Annotated in this window: 17 protein-coding genes; 4 read left to right on the forward strand and 13 right to left on the reverse strand. The window is 58.6% G+C overall.

The genetic code is table 11. The features are described from left to right. Positions 1–2 precede the first annotated feature (2 nt). Positions 3–1,103 carry a quinone-dependent dihydroorotate dehydrogenase gene (locus tag PV407_RS05430; protein ID WP_332088873.1) on the reverse strand — a complete coding sequence of 367 codons (1,101 nt, stop codon included), beginning with the start codon at positions 1,101–1,103 and terminating at the stop codon, positions 3–5. A gap of 753 nt (positions 1,104–1,856) precedes the next feature. On the opposite strand from PV407_RS05430, the gene PV407_RS05435 reads away from it, so the two are divergent. Further along, on the forward strand, positions 1,857–1,997 hold the full coding sequence (locus PV407_RS05435; protein WP_332088874.1) for a hypothetical protein: 141 nt from the start codon (positions 1,857–1,859) through the stop codon (positions 1,995–1,997). Positions 1,998–2,159: 162 nt separating this feature from the next. Here the strand turns inward: PV407_RS05435 and PV407_RS05440 are convergent, their stop codons facing one another. The 8 genes from PV407_RS05440 to PV407_RS05475 all read right to left on the reverse strand — a co-directional run bounded on the left by PV407_RS05440 (position 2,160) and on the right by PV407_RS05475 (position 14,606). Next, positions 2,160–3,602, reverse strand: coding sequence for a L,D-transpeptidase family protein (locus PV407_RS05440; RefSeq protein ID WP_332088875.1), 1,443 nt, complete (start codon positions 3,600–3,602; stop codon positions 2,160–2,162). A 218-nt stretch (positions 3,603–3,820) separates the two neighbouring features. Further along, positions 3,821–5,434, reverse strand: a complete 1,614-nt coding sequence (locus PV407_RS05445) for a stalk domain-containing protein (RefSeq protein WP_332088876.1) — start codon at positions 5,432–5,434, stop codon at positions 3,821–3,823. Between the two features lie 26 nt (positions 5,435–5,460). Further along, positions 5,461–6,942: a hypothetical protein gene (locus PV407_RS05450; RefSeq protein ID WP_332088877.1), complete on the reverse strand. Its 1,482-nt coding sequence runs from the start codon at positions 6,940–6,942 to the stop codon at positions 5,461–5,463. Then, a complete protein-coding gene (locus PV407_RS05455) occupies positions 6,939–10,181 on the reverse strand; it encodes a FecR domain-containing protein (RefSeq protein WP_332088878.1) in 3,243 nt (1,080 codons plus the stop codon). Before PV407_RS05455 ends, PV407_RS05450 begins: the two co-directional genes overlap by 4 nt. Positions 10,182–10,224: 43 nt before the next feature. After that, entirely contained in the window at positions 10,225–12,084 is a 1,860-nt protein-coding gene (locus PV407_RS05460) for a CHASE2 domain-containing protein (protein ID WP_332088879.1), read from the reverse strand. Positions 12,085–12,452: 368 nt separating this feature from the next. After that, positions 12,453–12,686 (reverse strand): ferredoxin, encoded by a 234-nt coding sequence (locus PV407_RS05465; RefSeq protein ID WP_332088880.1) that lies wholly within the window; start codon positions 12,684–12,686, stop codon positions 12,453–12,455. An 88-nt stretch (positions 12,687–12,774) separates the two neighbouring features. Continuing rightward, complete coding sequence (gene mobB, locus PV407_RS05470; protein WP_332088881.1) at positions 12,775–13,311, reverse strand: molybdopterin-guanine dinucleotide biosynthesis protein B; 537 nt, start codon at positions 13,309–13,311, stop codon at positions 12,775–12,777. After that, positions 13,308–14,606, reverse strand: a complete 1,299-nt coding sequence (locus tag PV407_RS05475) for a DNA polymerase IV (protein ID WP_332088882.1) — start codon at positions 14,604–14,606, stop codon at positions 13,308–13,310. The genes mobB and PV407_RS05475 overlap by 4 nt, the downstream gene beginning before the upstream one ends. 160 nt (positions 14,607–14,766) lie before the next feature. On the opposite strand from PV407_RS05475, the gene cimA reads away from it, so the two are divergent. Next, positions 14,767–16,383, forward strand: a complete 1,617-nt coding sequence (gene cimA, locus PV407_RS05480) for a citramalate synthase (protein WP_332088883.1) — start codon at positions 14,767–14,769, stop codon at positions 16,381–16,383. Between the two features lie 98 nt (positions 16,384–16,481). Here the strand turns inward: cimA and PV407_RS05485 are convergent, their stop codons facing one another. Next, the gene (locus PV407_RS05485; protein ID WP_332088884.1) at positions 16,482–17,015 is read right to left on the reverse strand and encodes a TlpA family protein disulfide reductase; all 534 of its coding nucleotides are present in this window, start codon (positions 17,013–17,015) and stop codon (positions 16,482–16,484) included. A 194-nt stretch (positions 17,016–17,209) separates the two neighbouring features. Between PV407_RS05485 and PV407_RS05490 the strand changes: the two genes are divergently transcribed. Further along, a complete protein-coding gene (locus PV407_RS05490; RefSeq protein WP_332088885.1) occupies positions 17,210–18,511 on the forward strand; it encodes an MFS transporter in 1,302 nt (433 codons plus the stop codon). A gap of 115 nt (positions 18,512–18,626) precedes the next feature. Further along, positions 18,627–19,061 carry a M67 family metallopeptidase gene (locus PV407_RS05495; RefSeq protein WP_332088886.1) on the forward strand — a complete coding sequence of 145 codons (435 nt, stop codon included), beginning with the start codon at positions 18,627–18,629 and terminating at the stop codon, positions 19,059–19,061. Here PV407_RS05495 and PV407_RS05500 read toward each other — a convergent pair. From PV407_RS05500 to PV407_RS05510, 3 genes are read right to left on the reverse strand one after another with little or no spacing between them, the layout of a single operon-like run. Next, positions 19,058–19,780: an exonuclease domain-containing protein gene (locus tag PV407_RS05500; protein ID WP_332088887.1), complete on the reverse strand. Its 723-nt coding sequence runs from the start codon at positions 19,778–19,780 to the stop codon at positions 19,058–19,060. The genes PV407_RS05495 and PV407_RS05500 overlap by 4 nt on opposite strands. Then, positions 19,777–20,874, reverse strand: a complete 1,098-nt coding sequence (locus PV407_RS05505; RefSeq protein WP_332088888.1) for a DUF294 nucleotidyltransferase-like domain-containing protein — start codon at positions 20,872–20,874, stop codon at positions 19,777–19,779. The genes PV407_RS05500 and PV407_RS05505 overlap by 4 nt, the downstream gene beginning before the upstream one ends. 33 nt (positions 20,875–20,907) lie before the next feature. Further along, positions 20,908–22,299, reverse strand: a complete 1,392-nt coding sequence (locus tag PV407_RS05510) for an ammonium transporter (protein ID WP_332088889.1) — start codon at positions 22,297–22,299, stop codon at positions 20,908–20,910. Positions 22,300–22,307 lie beyond the last annotated feature (8 nt).

The following is a 22,307-nucleotide window of genomic DNA, read 5'->3' on the forward strand; positions in this document are numbered from 1 at the left end:
TGTCATGCTCCCGCACCCGTGCCGACCGCCTCGGAGATGTGCGAAAAGCCGTCGCGCCGAAGCAATTCGAGCAAGCCTTCGTTCAATTCGCGCAGCAAGCCGGGCCCTTTATAGATGAGGGCCGTATACACTTCGACGAGGCTGGCGCCGGCGCGTATTTTTTCATATGCGTCCTGTGGCGTGAAAATGCCCCCCGACCCGATGATCGGCAGCTTGCCCCCGGTCATCCGGTAAACGGCGCGGACGATATCCGTGGAACGGGACGTAAGCGGCTTGCCGCTCAGCCCTCCCGTTTCTTTCGCGTGCGGATGGGTAAGTCCGTCGCGGCCGATCGTCGTGTTCGTCGCGATGACCCCCGATACGCCCCCCGCGACTAGCGACTCGACCATAAATTCCAGCTCCGTCTCCGTCACGTCCGGCGCTATTTTGACGAAAACGGGCTTCAGCGGCAGCTTCGCCGCTTCGCTCGCCCGCTTCATCTCGTCCTTGACTGCGCTGACGAGGCTTTGCAGCTCGGCTCCGTGCTGCAGATTGCGCAGGCCGGGCGTGTTCGGGGAGCTGATGTTGACGACGAAAAAGTCGCCGTACGGGTACAGCGTCCGCACGCACTTCCGGTAATCGTCCTCGGCCCGCTCGTTCGGCGTATCTTTATTTTTGCCGATGTTGACCGCGATCGGAATGCTTTGACGTCCCGCCCGCTTCAGATGGGCGGCCATCGCCTCGGCGCCGACGTTGTTGAAGCCCATCCGGTTGATGAGCGCCTCTTCGGCCGGCAGCCGGAACAGCCGGGGCTTGTCGTTTCCGGGTTGCGGCCGCGGAGTCACTGTGCCGACTTCCATGAAGCCGAAGCCGAGCGACGCGAAGCCTCGCACCGCCTTGGCGTTTTTGTCGAGTCCGGCGGCCAGCCCTACCGGGTTCGGGAATGTCAGACCGCACAGCGATACGGTCGTAGCGGGATCGCTCTTGACCCCGCATATCGCCTCGATGAGCGAAGCCATCCCCGGCAGTCGGCTGGCCGCCCCGAGTCCGTCCACCGTCAAATGGTGCGCCCGTTCGGGGTCTATTTGAAACAAAATAGGTTTTGCCAAATTACGGTAAATCATGAAGGACACTCCGCTTTCGTTATATACTCTATCGAACAGTTTATCCGTTTCCGCGGCAAAAAGAAAGTGCCTCGTTCGGCACGCCCGGCTACGGAATCCCATTATTGCGGCGCGGGAGCTCTCAGTCTGGGCGCGGGGCGGTTCACTCACTTGGCTTGGATTGGGTCGGCTTGGTCTGGCCTGACCCGATCTAGCCTGGTCTCGCTTGATCACGCTTGGCTCCCTTGGTCTGGCTTGTCTGTGCTTGTTCTGCTCGCCCCGCCGGAATTAATCGACCTTGCCCGTCCCAAAGATCGAGATTAGCATGAAAATCTCCCGCTATTTCTTCTCCTAATAGGTGCCGTATCGTTTTAAAGGGAAAAGCTCCTGCTAAATCGGCCCCGCATCGGCAAATAGTGCGATTCGAGCGAAGTTAACGGGAGGTTTTCCTTTTCATTTGGCCAGGAAAGGGAAAATCGGCCGATTAGCGGGAGGTTTTCCAGTAATCACCAGGATGCAGCCGGGTATCGGAAGCTGCCTCTTCGATCACCCGAACGCAGCCGGGTATCGGAAGCTGCCTCTTCGATCACCCGGACGCAGCCGCGTATCGGAAGCTGCCTCTTCGATCACCCGGACGCAGCCGGAAACGGAACCCCTTGTAACGGAGGCCTATGCAAGCCCTTTCAAAAGCCGCGCCTATTTGTTATAATATTCTGAAAGATACTTATCGGGCATGGATCGTGACATAGCGAGACTTATCGAGGGGAAAGGTTGATGCGCATGGCAAACCGGAAGCCGAGCTACATGCAGCGCAGGAACAAAAACGATGTGAACAAGAAAGCGATCGTTTGGGTCGCCTCCATTATCGGCGCGATCGTCCTGCTCATGATCGTGCTGCTCATCTGGAATCCGTAAAAGGAACGGAAGCTCCGAAGGCATTCCGGATCCTTAGCGGAACCGAACGGGGCGAAAAAGACGATTCGGTTCCGAATACCGCTTTCGAAAAGCCGCCGCTTTCCCGCCGTAAAGGCGCAAAGCGGCGGCTTTTTTTGCGAACGCGTCTGCCGGGCGGCTTCGCTAATTCAGCCATTTGTACGTTTTGTGCGGATTCGTTTCGTCCGTTTGGGACGGCAGGCGCAGCGGCGCAGGGGAACGGTACGTTTCGGCCGGTATGCCCAGCTTGTCGCCGATGATCACCTTCGTTCCTTTCGGCACGAGGTCGAACAGCTCCTCCACGTCCGGCTTCAGCATGCGGATGCAGCCGAGTGACTTGTCTTTGCCGATGCTGGAAGGCTGGTTCGTGCCGTGTATCGCGTACAGCGTATCCGACAGCGTCATGCCGCGGCTGCCGAACGTACCGTTATCGCGCCCGTTCGGATTGCGCACTTTTTCGGTGATCGTAAATTCGCCGACCGGCGTCCGGTCTCCGCCGAGGCCGACCGGGTAGCTGCGCAGCAGCACGCCGCCGCTGACGAGCGCCAGCGTATGGGTCGTTCTATCGACCAGCACCGTCAGCGGCTCCGTTAACGCCTCCGCGGGCGCCAGCAGCTGCGATGCGGATCCGCTCGGCGAAGCGCCCGACGTCGGGGCCGGTACCTCCCGCTCGCTTGCTGCCGCCCCGGATTGCCGTTCCTTGCTCCATGCCTCGAAATAAGCCTTCATCGCGGGCGTATAGCCGGACAGCCAGTTGTCCGGGTAATTGCGGACGAGCCGATCGAGCGAATCCGGCGGTTTGCCGTTCGCCGACTCGTAGGCGGCCGCGGCCGACCGGACGACGAGACGCTGCAGCTGCGCGTTTTGCCAGCCGGCGTATTGGGCCGCGGGTGCCGCCGGATCGGCCGGCTCGCATTGGCACGTCCTCGCGTCGTAATACGTCAGATGCGCGCCGGCCGCCGTGTTCGAATGCTCCGCGAGCGCGATCGGCTTGGCGGGAACGGGCCATACGAGCCATTTCCGGCCGCCGCTCCATACCGGCTCGGCGAGCAGCAGGGATTCGGCCTTCGTTTGCGCCTTATCCTGAAACCGGGCGAGCAGCTCGCCGATTTGCGTCGTCCGGTTCGCCCCCGAGGCGTCGGAGACGGCGTAAACGACGTCGAAGCCGTCCGGCGCAATTTCGGAAGCCGCCAAAGGGAACGATACGCCTCCGCGATCCGGCCCGTTCGCCTCGGCAGCCGCCTCCGCAGCCGAATGCAGGTCGGACCGGATCGGAATATGGCCGCCCAGCAGCAGCAGCAGGGCGACGATCGCCGTTTTCCATTTGGCGGGTTTCCGCTGCACCGCCCGCTCTTCCTCCGGCTGTTCCCCGTCCGCCGCCCGATCCGGCTGGGCCGGATTGCCGAAAACGGTCCCTTCCTCGAACGCTTGGTACACTTCTCCGGCTTGCGCGAAGCAATAGTTCGCCTTGCCGACTTCGCCTTTGGCCATATATTGGCGGCCCAGCAAATACCAGGCCATTTTGTTGTTCGGATGCTCTTTAATATAGTTTTTCAAATATCCGGGATCGTCCGGCGGCGTTTCCATCCGGTTCCCTCCTGTTCGCAGCCTTGCGTTCGGCCACCCGCCATAGACGCAAAGCCTGCCCTGTTCTACCTTGTATATCGGACGCGCGGCACCCGTTTTGAAGGGATGCGGCGAAAATGGGCCTGCGGAACGATCGCCGCCCGCGGTTGTCCGGGAAAAAGAAAGAAGCCTGTCGAAACGACAGACTTCCTGACGCTATGTCCAAGGTTCGGCCGGCTTTACGATTTCGCCAGCTTCTCGCGCAAAATGACCGTTCGCGTCGCATCGTGCCACTGCACGTCCAGCCCGAGCTCCTCGGCGAAAAACCGCACCGGCACGTATGTCCGGTCTTCCTTGATATAAGGCGCCGCGTCGATCTCTTTCGTCACGGGCGCTTCCCCGTTGGCCGTCTTTTTCAGCTCCGGCTTGTCGATCGTCAGCTGAATCGTCGTGCCGTTTTGGCTCAAGCTTACGTTCCGCTCGCCCGTCTGCGCGTTTTCGTCGAATTTAACCTCGAAGCCGAGCGCTTCCGCAATGATCCGGACCGGCACCATCGTACGGCCGTTTACGATTTCCGGCTGCGCGTCGAATTCGATTTTGCCGCCGCCGTATGCCACTTTCACGTCCCCGTCCGCCGCAATGCCGGCCGGAAGCTCGTAAAAAGCGATTTTGCGGATTTTGTTATTGTAGGCGTCGGCGACAAGCAGGCTCCCGTCGCCAAGCACGACCACGTCCGACGGATGATGCAGCTCCGCGTTCCGTTCCGTGCCGTCGGCGCTTCCCTCATAGCCGTTCTTTTCCCCCGCCACGGTGCTGACGACGCCGTTCTTCAAATAGCGGATCGAATGATTCAAGCTGTCCGCGATCAGCAGCCCTCCGTCTTTCGTGACGGCGAGCCCTCGCGGAAAGTTGAACTTCGCTCCGGCCGCCGTCCCGTCGGCGAAATCGCCGGTCACGTACAGCTCCGATTTGCCGTATTTCACAGCCGTGCTGCCGGCTGCGGTCGAAACCGTATTCGCCGCGAGATCGATGTAGCGGATCAGCTGGTTGCCGGAATCGCTGACGTACAAATTGCCTTTGGCGTCGATCGCGAGACCGGTCGGTTCGTTGAACTTCGCGGCGGATAACGGCCCGTCGGCATAGTCGCCCGCCGGCACGTATTGGCCCGGCGCCACCTCGACGGCCCGTTTGGAAGGCGCGTTCAGCGTCGATACCGTGCCGTCCGGCGCTATTTTGCGAATCGAGTGGTTTAACGTATCGGCCACATAGACGGTCCCGTCGGCGGCGACGGCAACGTCCTGGGGCGAATAAAACGCCGCCTCCCTGCCTTTGCCGTCTTTGCTGCCGAGCACGCCGTTTCCGGCCAGCGTCGTCACGTTCCCGCCCGCGTCGATTTTGCGGATGGCGTGATTTTTTTCGTCGGCAACGTATACGTTGCCTTTCGCGTCGGCGGCCAGCCCTTTCGGCTGCTGGAACACCGCCGTCGCCGCTTTGCCGTCGAGCAGCGCTCCGATCGGGTAATTGTAAGCATCCTTGCTGATCGTAATGCCGGCGAAAGTCGATACGTCGCTCCCCGACATTTGGCGGATCAAATTGCTGCGGGCGTCGGCCACGAGAATCGAACCGTTCGGCATCGGCAGCAGGCTCCAAGGAGCCCGGAACGTCGAATCCGCCGTTTTGCCGTTCGTCTCGCCCAGCTCCCCCTTGCCGGCATACGTCGACACTTGCGCGAGAATTTGGCCTTCCCCGCCGACTACCGCTTTATCGATACCGGCCCCGAAAGCCGTCGTTCCGCCCAGAAGCAGCGTCGCTGCAAGCAGCGGTACGATCGTTCGCTTCAATGTTTTTTTCATCGGCTTCTCCTCGGTAACTGTTAAATTCAATAAAAGAACATGCGAGTGGGCGCAAGCAAATGCACCAAAACGCGAAGATCGCTCTCATCTACCACATTGTCTTGATCGAAATCAAACTCGTACCCTTCTTTAAACAAGTTCTGCGCAAACCATACGAGATCCTTCAAGTTAAAATTTGGGTCCATATCGGCCAAATCCGGCCGTTTCAAGGACGCCACTTTCAGCTCGTATGTATCCGCTCCTTTATTCTCGGACGGGCCCGTCTGAATCACCTTCGGCACGTCTCCGAACCGTACGGCGGTCGAATACGAATAATCGGCTTCCGAAAACTCGTAAAAAGTGGCGACTCCTTCGTTATTGGTATAAGCATAACGCGGATCGAAACCATAGGTTTTCTCGTATACTTTCACATCCGACAGCGATGCGGGCTGAACGGGCAGTCTGGCATCGGAAACCAATCGGACGGTTCTCCAGCGGTCCGGGGAAATACCGTAGCGGCTAAAATAAGACTCTTCCCAGTAGTGAAGCAGCGTAAGGCGATGATTTTCCTCTCCGCCTTCCGTCGCTTTCGTCACATCCAGCACGATTTCCATGGGCTTGTAATCGAACGGGTCGAAGGAATCATGTTGCACGAAATACATGTTGTTTCCCCAGATCAACAAAGGAGAAAGGCGTTCATCCAGCCGGTATAACGCCGTATCGAGAGAGTAGGGCCAGTCTTGTTCGGGATCGATGACGACTTTCACGATAGGACGTCCTTCCGGCTCGAATCCGATCATCGACGTATCCGCTTTGCCGCTTGATTCGCTATCCGACATCACCAGAAATTTCGGGCCGTCCTTGGCTATAGGAACGCTCCGGAAAATGATTCTGCCGTTGGCGTCCAACCTTCCGGACGACCATAGGCTGCTGTTTTTCTCGACGAGTTTGACGAAATCGTTCGCATGTTCGCCCGAGTCTACGAAAATGTCGTAAAGGAGCGGTCCTTCCGCACCGTACGGGTACTCCAGCTCGATGATGTCGGGATAATTGCCTCCCCCGTAATACGAATATTCCAGCGCCCCGCTTCGTTTTACATACGTCGCGGAAGCTTCCGATACGAACGAAACGATTCCGATATCGAGTACGGCTTCGCCGGCTGGCAAAGTAATCGCGGTGGCGAGCTTATATCCGCCGGCTCCCCCCGCTATTTCTTCCATATAGGCGGCCGAAGCGCCCTCCAAACCGTAAGTGACTATCGCATGCTGCCCCGTATATACGGTAATATCGACCGTATCGTTCGCGTTCCCGGGCAGTGCGATCGTTCCCGACACGAAGCAGCTGGTCGTGCCGGCCGAGCGGTTATAGACCGAGACATAGACGCTTTGCCCCACGCTCTCGCACGACACGGCCGGCGAGGGCGCGGCATTCGCAACATCGGCTTGCATAAGCCCGACCAAGGGGACGAGCCCCAAGGTCAGGATGACGATCATAAGGACGGACAGCTTTTTATACATCGTTTTTATCATTGCAGTGTCCCCGCATACGGCGTAATTGTGAAATCGATCGACGACGGATCAAGATGCAGGCCGGTAAGCGGCTGCCCGTCTTTGCTCACGATTTTGACGCTCTTTATTTGGATCTTGCCCCCGGTAAGCCCTTCGATAACGCCGTACAGGCGGAAAGGAATTTGCACCAAAATCTTTTCGCCCTGGAATCCCGGTACGTTCCCCGGATCGGAAGCGGCGCTCGCAAAGTTCGTAACCACGTAAGTCAGCTCGACTTCGTTCCCGGTTTCGGTCTCTCTGAACTGGAGGCCCATGGCGCTTTCGCTGTGTTCCTCATCGAAGACGAATCCTTCGCCATGGTCGGTGTATGCCGGAACCCCTTCGCCCGGAATTTCCAAATAGTCGTCGAAGGTCATATGAAGCTCGACGGCGTAAAATTCGTCCTCGGGATTCGGAAAATCGCTCATCACGACGTTCAGGGCAAATCCGACGTTGCCGAGGTCCACATCCGGCGCGATTTTCAAACCGACTCTTCGCTGCGACTGGGAAGCGGGCTCCTGCAAATCGATCGAGCCTTTGATCGCATTCGCCGACTCGTTCCCCGCCGCATCCTTCAGCATCATATAAATGGATTTCAAACCGTTTCCGTCGCTATGGATCGTATACGGGATCGGACTCGTAAACGGCTGCCAATCGCCGGTGAACGTGCCGGTTTCCGATACTTGATAGTAGGCGATCGTCTCCGTGCTTTGAACCGTCAGCGAGACTCCGCGGCTCGTCGTCGTCCCGGGCGTTTCCCCGGTGCCTTGGATCGAAAGCGTCCCGGTCGGGCGCACCGTATCGATCCAAACGTTCGGCACGACTTTCGCGTCGCTTGCGTTGCCGGCGCGGTCCTCGGCGACGAGCAGCAGCGTATGCGTCCCGTCGGCCAGACCGAACGGAATCGTTACGTAATCCGATTCGCCCGTTCCCCGGCCTTTGGCCGTTCCGATCGTTTCGCCCGTATGCTGCGACATCAACCGAATCGTCGCCTCGGCTTCCGCCCTGACTTTGATTTCTTGCGGTCTGCCCGCGCCGAATACGGAAGACCAGTTCGGATCGACCTGCGGAGCGGCCGGCTTCTGCGTATCGAGCACGTACGTCACCGTCTTCGTCGTCGTATTGCCCGCCCGGTCGGCGGCGGTCACATTAAACGTATTGACGCCTTCCGTCAAATCCGCGACCGTAAAGACGACGTTCGTCGTACCGAGTCCCGTTATCGTCTCTTCCGGCGTCGCCGAGTCGCCTCTGTACAGGCTGACGACGGTGCCTTGGGCGACCTGCGCTTCGATCGATTGCGACGGCGAGTTGACGTAATTCGTATCGCCGGCCGGGTGGACGATCGCAAGCGTCGGCGCGGACGCGCTGTATACGAACGTGACGGACAGCGCCTGCTCGTTGCCGGCCTTGTCGGTCGCAACTACCGTAAAGGCGTTGTTTCCTTCGGCCAAATCGGTTACGGCAAATTCGACGAGCTCCGTTTCGCCGAGTCCCGTTTTCGTTTGCAGCGGCTCGGTCGTTCCGGACTTGAACAGCCGAACTACGGCGCTTTGCTCCGCCTTCACCCGGATCGTTTGCGTTTTGCCGTTCACGTGGACGACATCGCCCGTCGGGCTTACGATCGCCAGCCCGGGCTTCTGCGTATCGAGCACGTACGTCACGGTCTTCGTCGTCGTATTCCCTGCCGCATCCGCCGCGGTCAGCTTGAACGGATTCGTTCCTTCGGCGAGCGTTACCGGGAAGGTTACGGCCGCATCGGGGCCGAATCCGGTCTTCGTCGCAAGCGGCTCCGTCGAGCCGTCCTTAAACAGCTTGACCGTCGAGCCTTGTTCGGCGTACACCGAAATTTCCTGGGCAATACCGTTCACCGTTGCGTGCTCTTCTCCCGGATGGACGACCGTAAGATCGGGAGGCGTCTGATCGACCGGCGTTCCGCCGTCTTCGCCGTTTCCGCCGCCCGTATTCCCGCCGGAGCCGGTATTGCCCCCCGTATTGCCTCCCGTATTTCCGCCGGTATTGCCTCCGGCGCCTCCGCCGGCATTCGAACTTCCGCCGCCGGCGCCCGGCAAGTTTTGCGACATTTGCTGCTGCTGCTCTTTGTTGCCCTTCAGCTGGCGCTCCCGTTCGGCATTCAGCCGGTCCAGCAGCGCCTGGTTCTGGCTTGCTTTCATAAGCTGCATTTGCTTGTCCTGCTCTTGCTGCAGCTGAAGCTGCCGGTTAATTTCCTGCAAACGGTCCGCTTTCTGTTTTTGAACTTGCGGATCCAATCCGACCGTCGGATCGAACGGCTTGACGTTTTGCAAATCGATCGGATCGCTTTTCGTATTTTGGTTCGCCCGATTGATCAGCTCCTGCACGTCGCTTTCCGGGAGCTTTTTCGTTTCGATCGCTTCCTTGGCGATGTTCGCGATCAGGTTCGTCAAGTTTTCGCCGAACTGCCGCTGCACATCGGGGGTGCCGAGCGTAAGACCGTTGCCCGAATCGCCCGGCTTCCTGCCGGTTTCCAGATCCTGCACGAATTGCTCGTTTTCTTCGCGAATTTGCTGGATTGAAGTAAGCAAGGCTTGTATGACCGACGGCGAAGCGTTCGAGACGAACGACTTGATATCGACCGGCATTACGTTGTCGGCCATGCCGGCTTCATCGCCGGGCAGCAGTTGGATTTGTTGCCCCGGAAAAATTTGCGCCGAGTCGCTGTTCGTCGAAGTCGACTCCAGAACGCCGGACGTCATCATCGCGTAAATCTGGCCGAGCTTCGTTTCGACATAACCGTTCGAGCCGCGGACGCTCATAACGGCCGTCGGCGTTTCGACGGCGAATTCGTCGTCGGCGTTGACGAGCTTTTTCACCTTGAACCAAAGCGAGCCCGCCCACATTTTCAGCTTCGACTTTTTGCCGCCGTTGCCCGATTCGAGCAGCGACGATATGTACAGCTCGGTATTCGGTCCGATCGTCACTTCGTCGTCCATGTCCACGACTTTCAGGACGATGCTGGAGTCGGCCTCCGTCCGAATATGGTCGCCCTGAGACAGACTCATATCGGCAAAAGCGCGATACTCCGCCGAGCCCCCCGCTTTCGTGACCATAACGGTGCCTTCGACGCCGGAAACGATCGCCGCCCGGCTCTCCTTCGCCATGGCGGCGCCGGACAGCAAGCCGGACAGCAGGCTGAAGAGCATCGTCAAGCATAGCGTTAGGGCCAACACGTTTCTCTTCTTCATTCTCCCATTCCTTCCTCCCCATATATCAAAGCGAATAGCTGTGTCATAAAGCCGTTTTTTCGGCGTGAACCTGATAAATCGTTACCGGCAATTCCTTCCCTTTTACTTTGATTTCGCCCATGCTTTCGATCTCGAACAACTGGCCGACCCGCTCGTAAATAGGTTCGCTGATCAAAATTTGTCCAGGCTTGGCGTTCGATTCGAGCCGCGCGGCCAAATTGACCGTATCGCCGATGGCGGTGTAGTCGAGACGGAGCTCCTCGGAGCCGATATTGCCGACGATCGCCGGACCGCAATTGATCCCGATGCCGAACCGGACCGTAAAGCCGAGCTTTTCCATGAGCCGCTGTTCGAGCGCCGCCGTCTGTTTTTTCATCTCGAGCGCGGCCCGGACCGCCATCTCGGCATGATTGTCGTATCGGACCGGCGCGCCGAATATGGCCATAACGCCGTCCCCGATAAATTTGTCGAGCGTGCCGTTATATTTGAAAATCGCCTTCGTACAGACGTCCAAATATTCGTTCAAAAATTGAATGACCTGCTCCGGCTCCAATTTCTCCGACAGCGTCGTAAATCCGCGTATGTCCACAAACATAAGCGATATGTCCATTCGTTCGCCGCCGAGCTTCACCTCTTCGCCGGTCGCGAGCATTTGCTCCACGACCGCCTTCGGCACGAAGCGGCCGAAAATGCCCGTCACGCGGTTCCGCTCGCGGCGTTCTTCGAGGTAATGGCTGACGATCGACCATACATAAGTCAATATAATGGCCAGCAGCGGATAAAAGATCGGTATGTATACGTGAGCCGCTTCGTTCGCGACGATAAATACGGCCATATAGCCGACAAACAGGACGATGAACACAACGAGCGCGGTTTTGCCCTTGAACCGGTTGAACAATAAAGCGGCGAGCAGCGAAACGAGCGCGATGATGCCGATGCCGAGCGGTTTTCCGACCTCGTACCAAAACTTGTTCTCGATGATCGATTGCACCATGTTCGCATGAATTTCGACGCCGAACATTTTGATCGTCTTGCTCACCGGAGTCATATATTCGTCCTGCAGCCCCGTCGTAAACGGACCGATCAGCACGATATCGTTCTCGAACAGCCTCGCGTCGATTTTGTCGTTCAGGACGTCGCTGAACGAAAACGAATCGTAGCCCGTCTTCAAATCTTTTTCCTGCCGGGGAGACGTATAATATTGCGTAATGACCTGGTTGCGGTCGTTCACCGGAATCGGCTTCGTTCCGCGGTACCATTTCCGCTCGCCGGCGTCCCAGCGCACTTTGTTCGCATCGTCCAGCGCGAAATTGGCGAGCTTGACGCTGAACGCTTCGATAACGCCGCCGTTTTGTTCCGGCAGGCCGACGATCAGCCTTCTCACCTTGTCGTCGCTGTCCGGAAACACGTTCACGTGCGCGAGCCGGCTGCGGGAAGCGCCGATCGTCGCGGCGGGCACCTCGATCCGGTCGTACTCCAGCAAACGGTCCCCCTTCTGCTTGGCGGGAAAGTTGAAATTGACGGGCAGAACGACGTTGTCGTATTTGGCTATGACTTCCGCAAGCGCCTGATCCTGCTTCGGGTCTTTGCTCGGCTCGGGGATCATGACGTCGAGACCGATCGCCTTCGCCTTGCCTTGCTCCAGCTTTTCGATCAGCCTGGCGTATACGGACCGGTCCCACGGGAACTGGCCGATGGCGTCCAGCGATTTCGAATCGATTTTAATGATTTTGATGCGCGTATCGGGCTCGCGCTGCATGACGACTTTGGAACCGAGCGCATCGCGCAGCGGATTTTCGATATAATGGAACGAACCCCCCGTCCCGGTCGTATACGTCAGCACCGAAAACAAAAAAATGGCCAGCATGGCGATGGCCGTCGTTTTCCAGTTCTTTTTGCTCATCCGATTCCTCCTCGGCGTCTTCCGCACGTCCTTCGGGAAAAGTGCGTACTTCCCCCCTCCCCTCATCTATTGTAAGACGAGGAACTATAGATAGCAACGATAGATTGCGCGATTTGTCGATCGAATCCGGTTCTTTTTCGGGACTTTCGATGCGAATCCGGGAAGGCGGAATACGGCCTTCCGCAATAACGACGTAGGCCTTCGGTTTTGGCAGCGCTTCCGGATTTTTCAAGGGCGACCCGTACATGCCGCTTCCGGCATACGGCTTACGTACCCGGCGAACGCGATTGACGCCAGCGTGCGGAGGTTGGAATGACAAAAAAACCTTCTCCATTCCGGAGAAGGTTTCGTCGCATATCGATTTATTTTTAGTTGAACGGAGCGTCGGCGATTTTGATCGAGTCCGTCGGGCAGCCGTCCAATGCGTCCTGCATGTCGTCGTACAAATCTTCAGGAATTTCGGTAACGCCCCGGTTGTTGTCGCCGTCGTAAATCACTTCCGCCAATCCTTCATCGTCGTAATCGTAAATGTCAGGGGCAGTTGCGCCGCATGCGCCGCACGCGATGCATGTCTCTTTATCTACCCACGTGTACTTGGCCATGAATGATTCCTCCTCAATTTATAACTCTATTGTCCACTATAATACAAAACTTCGCAAAGTTCAAACGGATTATGAACGCAAAACACCCTTATCCCGAACGGAAAAGTCGACAAAATCGGACGATGAAATCGACGACCTCGTCCGGCTCGTCCACGTTCAGCACGGATACACCGTCCGGATTCGGGTACGCCCGCAGCGTTCGCATCCGATCCGTCGTCGCGTATGCGACCACGTTCGGGCCGGCCCGTTCGAGCGCCTCCGCCTGCCGTTCGTCGCGAAACACGACGATTTTCGGGTGCGGTTCGGCCTTGAACCCTTCGACGACGATCAGGTCGTAGCCGGTCAAGCCCGACGCCGCCTCGGCGAGCCCCGCGTCCGGTTCCGTCCTCTCGATTTTGACCGTGCGCCCGCGCGAGACGACGACGACCGCATCCGCTCCCGCTTCCGCATAACGTCCCGAATCCGTCCCCTCCGGCTCCCGGTAATGATCGTGCCCGTCGTGCTTGATGACCGCGACTTTCCAGCCGGACCTCCGCAGCGAACGGACCGCGTGCACCGCCAGCGTCGTCTTCCCGCTGTCCGAATATCCGGCGAAACCGATGATCGGCGTCGTGCGCCCATTCATTCGTCCAGCCCCTTCTCGCGCAAATGATCCATCTGCAGCGACGTGCCCCTTCGTTTATGGTTGCGAATCCAGGCCGAAGGATCGTTTCCGACCATGCCCGCGGTCAAAATGGCGTCTTCCCCGTATTTGTCGCGGATACGGTCCATCGCCTTGTTCAGCTGCTCCTTTTTCGGATGCTTCTCGTAATCGAACAAATCGAGCTGGATCGGCGCCGACTGTTTCGGCTGCAGGCTTTGCAGCGTGACGCCGAGCAGCCGCACCGGCTTTCCGTAGCCCCAATGCGCTTCGAACAGCCGGACGGAAAGCCGGTGAATCTCGTCCGCGTTTTCCGTCGGCACCGGCAGCGTATGCGCCCGCGTGATCGTCTTCATGTCCGGATCGCGGATCGTGATTTGCACGGTCGACGACACCAGCTTCTGCCTGCGCATGCGGCGCGCCACCTGATCGGACAAGTTGAGGAATACGCGGGAGATGTCGGCGGGCTCGGTTAAATTTTTCGGCAGCGTCGTCGTATGGCCGATCGATTTGCTCTGCTCCCGCTCCGGGTTGACCGGGGAATCGTCGATTCCGCTCGCGGCCCGTTTCAGCCACGAGCCGTACACGCCGAAATGTTTGACGAGCACCTGCTCGTCCGTCGCCGCCAGCTCCCCGATCGTCGAGATGTTCAGCTTGCGCAGCCGCTCCCCCGTCCGCGACCCGATGCCGTACATGTACGAGCACGGCTTGTCCCAGAGCAGCTTCGCCACATCGCGCTTGCGCAGCACGGAAATGCCGTTCGGCTTCTTCATGTCCGACGCCATTTTCGCCAGCAGCTTGTTCGGCGCGATTCCGATCGAGCACGGGAGCCGAAGCTCGTCGCGGATGCGGTTCTGGATCAAGGTCGCGATTTCGAGCGGAGTGCCGAACTGCTTGGAGCCCGTTATATCGATAAAGCATTCGTCGATGGACATCGCCTCGACCAAAGGCGAATAGTTGTAAGCGATCTGCATGAAACGACGCGAAAATTGCCGGTACAGGTCGAAGTCGGGCTGCAGCACGATCAAGTCCGGACACAGCTTCAGCGCTTCGCGGATATGCATGCCCGTCTTGACGCCCTTCGCTCTCGCCGAATAAGACGAGGTGACGATAATGCCTTTGCGCAGCTCGATGTTGCCGCCTACCGCAAGCGGCTTGCCCTTGTATCGCTCCGGCTCTACCGCCTCGTGAACGGAGCAGTAGAACGCATTCATGTCGATGTGCAGAATGACCCGGCCGTTTTTCGGATAAGCGTCGTCCCGATTCGCTTGCTCGGACATGGTTGCTTGCCTCCGCTTTTCGTTCGATATGCACGTACTAAATGCGTTACCCTCAGCATACGACTTTTATGAAAACACTTCAACATCGCCCCGGAAAAATGCTATAATGAAAGGAATGCAACGCGGCTATACGCTTCATGAATGCGGAGGAGGACGTACGATGGCAACCCCTGTAACCATTTTCGACACGACCTTGCGCGACGGCACGCAAGGGGAAGGAATCAGCCTTTCCGTCGAGGACAAATTGAAAATCGCCCAGAAGCTCGATCAATTGGGCGTTCATTATATTGAAGGCGGCTGGCCCGGCAGCAACGGCAAAGACATCGAGTTTTTTCACCGCGCGAAGGAGCTCCGTTTGGCCCATGCGAAAATTACCGCCTTCGGCAGCACCCGGCGCAAAGATTCGAACGCCGAAACCGACCCGAATCTGAACCGGCTGATCGAATCCGGCGTATCCGTCGCGACGATTTTCGGGAAATCGTGGGACTTCCACGTTCACACCGCCATTCAAACGACGCTCGACGAAAACCTGAACATGATTTACGACTCGGTCCGTTACCTCAAGAGCCGGGGACTCGAAGTCATTTACGATGCCGAGCATTTTTTCGACGGCTACAAAAACAACGCCGACTATGCGCTCGCCACGATAATGAAAGCCGAAGAAGCCGGCGCCGACTGGATCGTCCTGTGCGATACGAACGGCGGTTCGCTGCCCTCCGAAGTATCGGAAATCGTCGCCCATGTGTGCAGCAAGCTGAAAACGCGCGTCGGCATTCACGCCCATAACGACTGCGAGCTCGGCGTCGCCAACAGCCTGGCCGCCGTTCAGGCCGGAGCGCGCCAGGTGCAGGGGACGATCAACGGCTTCGGCGAACGGTGCGGCAACGCGAATCTGTGCTCCGTCATCCCGAACCTGCAATTGAAGATGGATTACAGCTGCATTTCCGAGGAACAGCTGCAAAGCTTGACGACGGTCGCCCGCTACGTCAGCGAAATCGCCAACGTGAACATGCCCGTCAACCAGCCCTACGTCGGCGCGGCGGCATTCGCCCATAAAGGCGGCATCCACGTCTCGGCCATTATGCGCCACGCGAAAACGTACGAGCATATCGTGCCGGAGCTCGTCGGCAACAAGCAGCGCATCCTCGTGTCGGAGCTGGCCGGTCAAAGCAACGTGCTCGCCAAGGCGCAGGAAATGGGTCTCGACATCAGCAACGAAACGAACCAGACGAAGCATATTATCGAGAAAATCAAGGAGCTCGAGCATCAAGGGTATTCGTTCGAAGGAGCCGACGCCTCGCTGGAGCTGCTGCTGCGGCGCGCGTTCGGCGATGCCGAGGACATTTTCGCCGTCGAGTCGTTCAAGCTGATCGTAGGCAAAAACGGCGGGGCGTCCATTTCGTCCGAAGCGATCGTCAAGCTGCAGGTGAACGGCGAATCGGTTTACATGGCCGCGGAAGGCAACGGCCCCGTCAACGCGCTCGACAACGCGCTGCGCAAGGCGCTCGTGCAGTATTATCCGGACATCGAGCAGATGCATTTGTCCGACTATAAAGTGCGCGTCATCAACGAGAAGGACGCGACCGCGGCCAAGGTGCGAGTGCTGATCGAATCGACCGACTTCGACAATACGTGGAGCACCGTCGGCGTCTCCGAAAACGTCATCGAGGCGAGCTGGGAAGCGCTGATCGACAGTATCCGGTACGCGCTGATCGGCAAGACGAGAGTGGCCGGCCAGCCGGTTGCGTCCGAGCGGCTCGGCATCGTCAACCATTAAGGCCTCCCGATACTTAAAGGCGAGAGAAGCTTCGCCGAAACAAAAAGCTGCCTGGAACGGTCCGGCCGTCCAAGCAGCTTTTTTTTCGTTGTCCTGCCTCAAGATTCGATCAGTCGCTTGATCCGTTTCTCCAGCTCGTCCGGATGCAGGACGCCGAACCCTTCCTTGATAACCCCGTTTTTGTCGACCAAAAACGTCATCGGGATGCCGGTCACGCGGTACAGCTCGCCTACCTTGCCGTCGGAGTCCAGCAGCACCGGAAATTTGAAGTCGAAATGCCGCACGAACGATTTGACGTTGTCCATCCGGTCGCTTTCCGTCATATTGACCGCGTAAAAATCGATCTCTTCCTTATAGGTGTCGTACAGCCGCTTCAAATCCGGCGCTTCCAGCTCGCACGGTCCGCACCACGAAGCCCAAAAATTGACGAGCAGCGGCTTCTCCCGCGATCCGCCGACCTCGTAGACGTTGCCGTCCAGCGACGACAGCTTGAAGGCGGGAGCCAAATAGTTCGGCTTGGGCGCCGCTTCTTTGGGCGCGAACGTCAGAAGGTCCTTCCAGGCGATATTTTGATAAATCGCGAAGCCGGCCAGCACGAGTACGGCCAGCACGACAATGACGTTTCTTTTCATAACCGTTTCCTCTCTGCGAACTCGGTCGCGCGTCGGCTGTTGTCGAATAGGTTGCTTCCTTTATATTATCGTCTTTTTCGTCCGATTTCCATTCCTTCGTTCGGCGTTCGGCGTACATTTTGCCAGCCGTCCCCCGAATGGCGCTTTCCCGCGCGGGTCATATTAACGGTACAACGACGGCAGAGGAGATGCCAATGGAAAAAATAAAATCCCGCAAATTGCCGATTTCGTTCCAAAGCGACATCGACGCGGACGACGGACCGAAGCAGGCGTCCGGCGGCAAAGGCGAAGCCGATTCCGGGTCGAAGGGACGCATTTGGGAATTTATCGCCATCGCCACCGTGCCGATGGTGCTTGTGCTGGGCAACTCGATGCTCGTCCCGATTTTGCCCGACATGCAGCAAATACTCGGCATCAGCAAATTTCAGAGCAGTCTGGTCATAACTTTATTTTCGTTCGCGGCCGCCATCTTTATCCCCGTTCTCGGCTATATGTCCGACCGGTTCGGGCGAAAGGCCATCATCGTTCCTTCCTTGATCGTATACGGAGCCGCCGGCATATTGGCGGGATTCGGCGCGGTTTGGAAATCGTACGCGGTCATTATCGCCGCCAGGGCGATCCAGGGACTCGCCGCGGCGGGAACCGCCCCGATCGCCATGGCGCTCGTCGGCGACATGTACAAGGGCGGGACGGAAAGCAAGGCGCTCGGCTTGACCGAGGCGTCGAACGGCGCCGGCAAAGTCGTCAGCCCGATCATCGGCTCGCTGCTCGCGCTGATCGTCTGGTACGCCGCCTTTTTCGCCTTTCCGCTTTTTTGCGCGCTGTCGCTCGTCGCCATCCTGTTTTTGATCAAGGAGCCGAAGCGGGACAAACAGCCGCAAAAGCTGAAGGAATATATCGGCGGCATTCGCGAGACGTTCCGCAAAAAAGGCCGATGGCTCGTCACGTCGTTTTTCGCCGGCTCGCTCGGGTTGTTCATTTTGTTCGGCGTGCTGTTTTATTTGTCCAACGTGCTGGAGAAAGATCCGTACAACATCGACGGCGTCATGAAAGGGCTCGTGCTCGCCATCCCGCTGCTCGGCATGGTGACGACCTCTTATATTACCGGCAGCGTCATTAAGAAAAACGGCATTCTCATCCGCTGGCTCATGAACATCGGCCTCGTCATGATGACCGTTTCGCTTTTCGCGTCGATCTTCTTCTTTAAAAGCCTGTACCTGTTCATCGGACTGCTGACGGTGAGCAGCATCGGCACCGGGCTGCTGCTTCCGTGTCTCAATACGATGATCACCGGCTCGGTGACGAAGGAAGAACGCGGCATGATTACGTCGCTGTACAGCAGTCTTCGCTTCCTCGGGGTTGCCGCCGGCCCTCCGCTCTTCGGCTGGATGATGGGGGTGTCGGACCGGATCGTGTTCGTCTCGGTGTCCGTTATGTCGCTTGTGGCGCTCGGACTCGTGTTTTTTTTGATCAAGCCCGACAAGCAGGTAAACTGACGGGGAAAGGAAAAACCGCTGGAGAACGTTCCAGCGGTTCTTTAGTGCGCGGCTTTTGCCATCCGTTCGGCGGCGCTATTATAATGAAGGAAAACGACCGAAAGGGGCGACGCCGGTGCTGCGCATCGAACGAACCGTTCGCGAGGCGATGATCGATCACTGCCGCTCGAAGCTGCCCTGCGAAGCGTGCGGCGCGCTGTTCGGCCCGAGCGCGGACCGTCTTGCGCCGATTACGGCATGGGCGCCGATCGCCAACCGGGCCGCCGATCCGCTGACATCGTTCGCGTTCGACGGGCGCGAATGGATCGACTCGCTCTATGCCGCCGAGCGCGACCGGCTGAAGCTTCTCGGCCTGTTTCATTCGCATCCGCGCACGGCCGCGGCCCCGTCGGGCGAAGACGCATCCGCACAGCCGCCCGGTTCGCTCAGCTATTGGATCGTCTCCTTCGCCGCGCCGGACCGACCCGTCGTCGCCTCTTATATTTATGACCCGCACTCCGCCGAAGCCGGCCCGTTCGGCTTCCGCCGGGAACCTCATACAATCGTTTAGCGGCTTAAAAAATCGTACAAGTCGCCCAGCGTATGAACGTCTCTCCGCAGCGTTTCGGCCAGCAGGCATTTCCACAGCTGCGCCGTCATCCCCGCATCGTACAAGGCGTGATGGCGCCCGTTCGCTTCGATGCCGTAGTCGGCGAGCAGCGTGTCGAGATCGTAGCTGCCCCGCTTCGGCTCGAGCCGCTGGGCCAGTATCAAACAGTCGATAAACCGGTGGGACAAGTTCACCTTCGACGTTTTCCACAAAGCCGAATTTAGAAAATGTTTATCGTGGCCGCTGCCGTGCACGACAAGCACGCGGTGATTGACGAATTCCAAAAATTCTTTCAACACGACGATCAGCTCCGGCGCCCGCCCCGCCTCGTCGTTGTCGATGCCGGTCAACCGGACGACCGCATCCGGTATCGCCTTCTCCGGCTTCACGAGGCTGTAATACGACTGCTCCTCCAGCAGCTGCCCGCCGGTCATGCCGACCGCCCCGATCGAGATGATTTCATCGCCGTTATACGGGGAAAAGCCGGTCGTTTCCAGATCGAAGACGACCGTATCGAGCTTTTGCAGCGGAATATCGTACATGCTGTTTTTGCGCTGCTCCTTCATGACGGAACGAATAAAGGCCATTTGCTGCGCGCTTTGCGGATTGAACATCGAAGCGACCGCCGGCGTGATGCCGCCCATTTTGTACAAACGCCATAGCTTGGACATGTTGCTCATGCCGAACCGCCCCGTTTCCTCGGCGCGTGATCCGCGGTTTTTTGCACGGCTTTTCGGACGATTTGCTGCAGCTCCATTCCGGTTCGCAAGCACGATTTCAGGCGCCGTCTCGTTTTTTTCGTCAACGTTTCCGGATCGAGCATCCCCCGCGACGTATACAGCGTCCCTTCTTTCTCGTGCCGGGCGAGCGAGCGCAGCTCCAACGCGATCGTAAACGCTTCCCGCCACCGGTCGACCTCCCCGGCCCGCCGCGTTCCTTTCTCCCTCAGCCCGTCGAGCCGCTCGATCGTCGAGGAAGCCGATATGCCGTCGGCCAAAGCGAGCAGCCGAATTCCGTTGACGAGCGGAATGTAAGCGCCGTACTTGACGTCGAACGATCCGGCGTCCTGTCCGTACCGCTCGGTAATGATGTTGCCGAGCACGCCGAGCGTAATTTTGTGATGCAGCGTATTTTGCAGCATATGCTCCAGCATCGAAGGACGGTCCGCCAGCATGCGCATATAGTCCGCCCGGAGCTCCCGGGCAAGCCCGGCCTCGCCGTAAATGGAGCGCAAATCGGCGACCATGAGCAAATACCTCACGTTCTCCCACTGCGGGTCGTCCAGCCATTGCCGCAGCATCTCCGCCCACCCCGACTTCGGCTTGCGCCATTGCGCGTTCGTGCACAGCACGTTGCCCGGGCACGGCGGATAGCCGGCCGCCTGCAGCCACGCATGGACCCGTTCGGACAGCTGGCGAAAATACGTTTCCGCCTCTTCCTCCCGTCCCGCTTCCGGCTCGTCGTACAGCAGCGCGTTATCCTGATCGCTCCACAGCGTCTGCTCCATCCGTCCGGCGCTGCCGACGGCCACGAAGGCGTACGGAACGGGAGGCGTCCCGAACCCTTCGAGCCGCAGCGTTTGCTCCGCCAGCGAAATCGTGCCGGCAATGAGCCGGTCGTGGGCGGCGTTTACGCTTCTGTTCCATTCCAGCACATCTTCAAACAAGGAGGGCCGGAGCTCGAAGTGCATCCGGTCCCTCAAGCCGCGCAGCTGTTCGGTGCTCACGGCGTTATAAATCGATACGTCGAAACGTTCCATCCAGGACGGTTCCATTCGGAGTCACCTCCGCCGGTCCGATGCAAGGCGTCACACGACCAACGTTTCGTTGCCGGACTTTTTCATTTGCTCCGGGTAACCGTACGTACCGTGTTCGCTGATGTCGAGACCCATAATTTCTTCTTCTTCGGTAACGCGAAGCCCCATCGTTTTTTTCATGACCCACAAAATCCCGTAGGAAAGAACGAAGACGAAGACGAACGATACCGCGACGCCGAGCGCCTGAACGCCGAGCTGATGGAGGCCGCCGCCGTAGAACAGCCCTTCGCGGCCGACGCCGACGATTTCGACGAGACGCGGCGAAGCGAAAAATCCGGTCGAAAGCGAGCCCCATATGCCGGCGATCCCGTGAACCGAGAAAGCGAATACCGGATCGTCGATGCCCGCTTTTTCGAACCATTGCGCCGTGAAAAAGGTCAGCGTTCCCGCCACGAGACCGATGATGACGGCCGACCACGTTTCGACGAAGGCGCACGAGGCCGTGATGGCGACCAGCGCGGCGAGTACGCCGTTCAGCATGCTCGGAATGTCCGCTTTGCCGAAATAGAGCCACGATACGAGGAGCGCCGCCACGCCGCCTGCCGCGGCCGCCAGGTTCGTATTCATCGCGATGAAGCCGAAGAAGCCGTCGTTAACCGCCGTCAGCGTGCTGCCCGGGTTGAAGCCGAACCAGCCGATCCACAAAATGATGACGCCGAGTACGGAAAGCACCTGGTTATGGCCCGGAATCAAATTCGGCTTCCCGTCTTTATTATATTTGCCGAGACGCGGTTTGAGCAAAAGCGTCGCCGCCAGCGCGGCCGTAGCGCCTTGCAGGTGAACGACCGTCGAGCCGGCGAAGTCTTGCTTGCCGTGCTCCGCGAGCCAGCCGCCGCCCCAAATCCAGTGCGCGACGAACGGATAAATGACGACCGTAAACAGCACGCCGAAGACGAAGTAAACGGAAAGCTTGGCGCGTTCGGCGAAGCCGCCCCACGCGATGGCAAGCGCTACACCGACGAAGGCGAGCTGGAACAAAAACTTGATCGCGCCCGGAACGAGCGAGGCGGACAACGAGGCGAAATATTGCGTCGTCTGCTCCTCCGTTCCGTTAAAGAAAAAGCCGCCGAAGCCGATCAAGCCGTTGAGGCTGCCCCCGTCGCCGAAGGAAAGTCCGAAGCCGAACGCCCAGAAGGCGAGACCGGCAATGCCGAAGGTCAAAATCGTTTTGCCGGCGACGTGCCCGGCGTTTTTCATGCGGGTCGATCCGGCCTCCAGCAAGGCGAAGCCGGCCTGCATGAAGATGACAAGAATGGCCGCAAGCATGATCCACACGGAATCGACGGCCAAATGCAGCTGCCCCGCGGTCGGCTCGTCGGCGGCGAGCGCCATGGCCGGGAAAGCAAGCAGCATTGTCAGGCATAAAAACATGACCTTCTTCATTGCGAATT

Source organism: Paenibacillus sp. GYB003, from assembly GCF_036577625.1.
In the GTDB taxonomy this organism is placed as follows: Bacteria; Bacillota; Bacilli; order Paenibacillales; family NBRC-103111; genus Paenibacillus_AB.

Excerpts from the sequence above, each read along its gene's own strand:
- PV407_RS05455 (WP_332088878.1), bottom strand. The coding sequence starts at position 10,181 with ATGAAGAAGAGAAACGTGTTGGCCCTAACGCTATGCTTGACGATGCTC.
- PV407_RS05440 (WP_332088875.1), bottom strand. The coding sequence starts at position 3,602 with ATGGAAACGCCGCCGGACGATCCCGGATATTTGAAAAACTATATTAAA.
- PV407_RS05490 (WP_332088885.1), top strand. The coding sequence starts at position 17,210 with ATGGAAAAAATAAAATCCCGCAAATTGCCGATTTCGTTCCAAAGCGAC.
- PV407_RS05475 (WP_332088882.1), bottom strand. The coding sequence starts at position 14,606 with ATGTCCGAGCAAGCGAATCGGGACGACGCTTATCCGAAAAACGGCCGG.
- PV407_RS05500 (WP_332088887.1), bottom strand. The coding sequence starts at position 19,780 with ATGAGCAACATGTCCAAGCTATGGCGTTTGTACAAAATGGGCGGCATC.
- PV407_RS05505 (WP_332088888.1), bottom strand. The coding sequence starts at position 20,874 with ATGGAACCGTCCTGGATGGAACGTTTCGACGTATCGATTTATAACGCC.
- PV407_RS05450 (WP_332088877.1), bottom strand. The coding sequence starts at position 6,942 with ATGATAAAAACGATGTATAAAAAGCTGTCCGTCCTTATGATCGTCATC.
- PV407_RS05430 (WP_332088873.1), bottom strand. The coding sequence starts at position 1,103 with ATGATTTACCGTAATTTGGCAAAACCTATTTTGTTTCAAATAGACCCC.
- PV407_RS05485 (WP_332088884.1), bottom strand. The coding sequence starts at position 17,015 with ATGAAAAGAAACGTCATTGTCGTGCTGGCCGTACTCGTGCTGGCCGGC.
- PV407_RS05435 (WP_332088874.1), top strand. The coding sequence starts at position 1,857 with ATGCGCATGGCAAACCGGAAGCCGAGCTACATGCAGCGCAGGAACAAA.
- cimA (WP_332088883.1), top strand. The coding sequence starts at position 14,767 with ATGGCAACCCCTGTAACCATTTTCGACACGACCTTGCGCGACGGCACG.
- PV407_RS05510 (WP_332088889.1), bottom strand. The coding sequence starts at position 22,299 with ATGAAGAAGGTCATGTTTTTATGCCTGACAATGCTGCTTGCTTTCCCG.
- PV407_RS05445 (WP_332088876.1), bottom strand. The coding sequence starts at position 5,434 with ATGAAAAAAACATTGAAGCGAACGATCGTACCGCTGCTTGCAGCGACG.
- PV407_RS05460 (WP_332088879.1), bottom strand. The coding sequence starts at position 12,084 with ATGAGCAAAAAGAACTGGAAAACGACGGCCATCGCCATGCTGGCCATT.
- mobB (WP_332088881.1), bottom strand. The coding sequence starts at position 13,311 with ATGAATGGGCGCACGACGCCGATCATCGGTTTCGCCGGATATTCGGAC.
- PV407_RS05465 (WP_332088880.1), bottom strand. The coding sequence starts at position 12,686 with ATGGCCAAGTACACGTGGGTAGATAAAGAGACATGCATCGCGTGCGGC.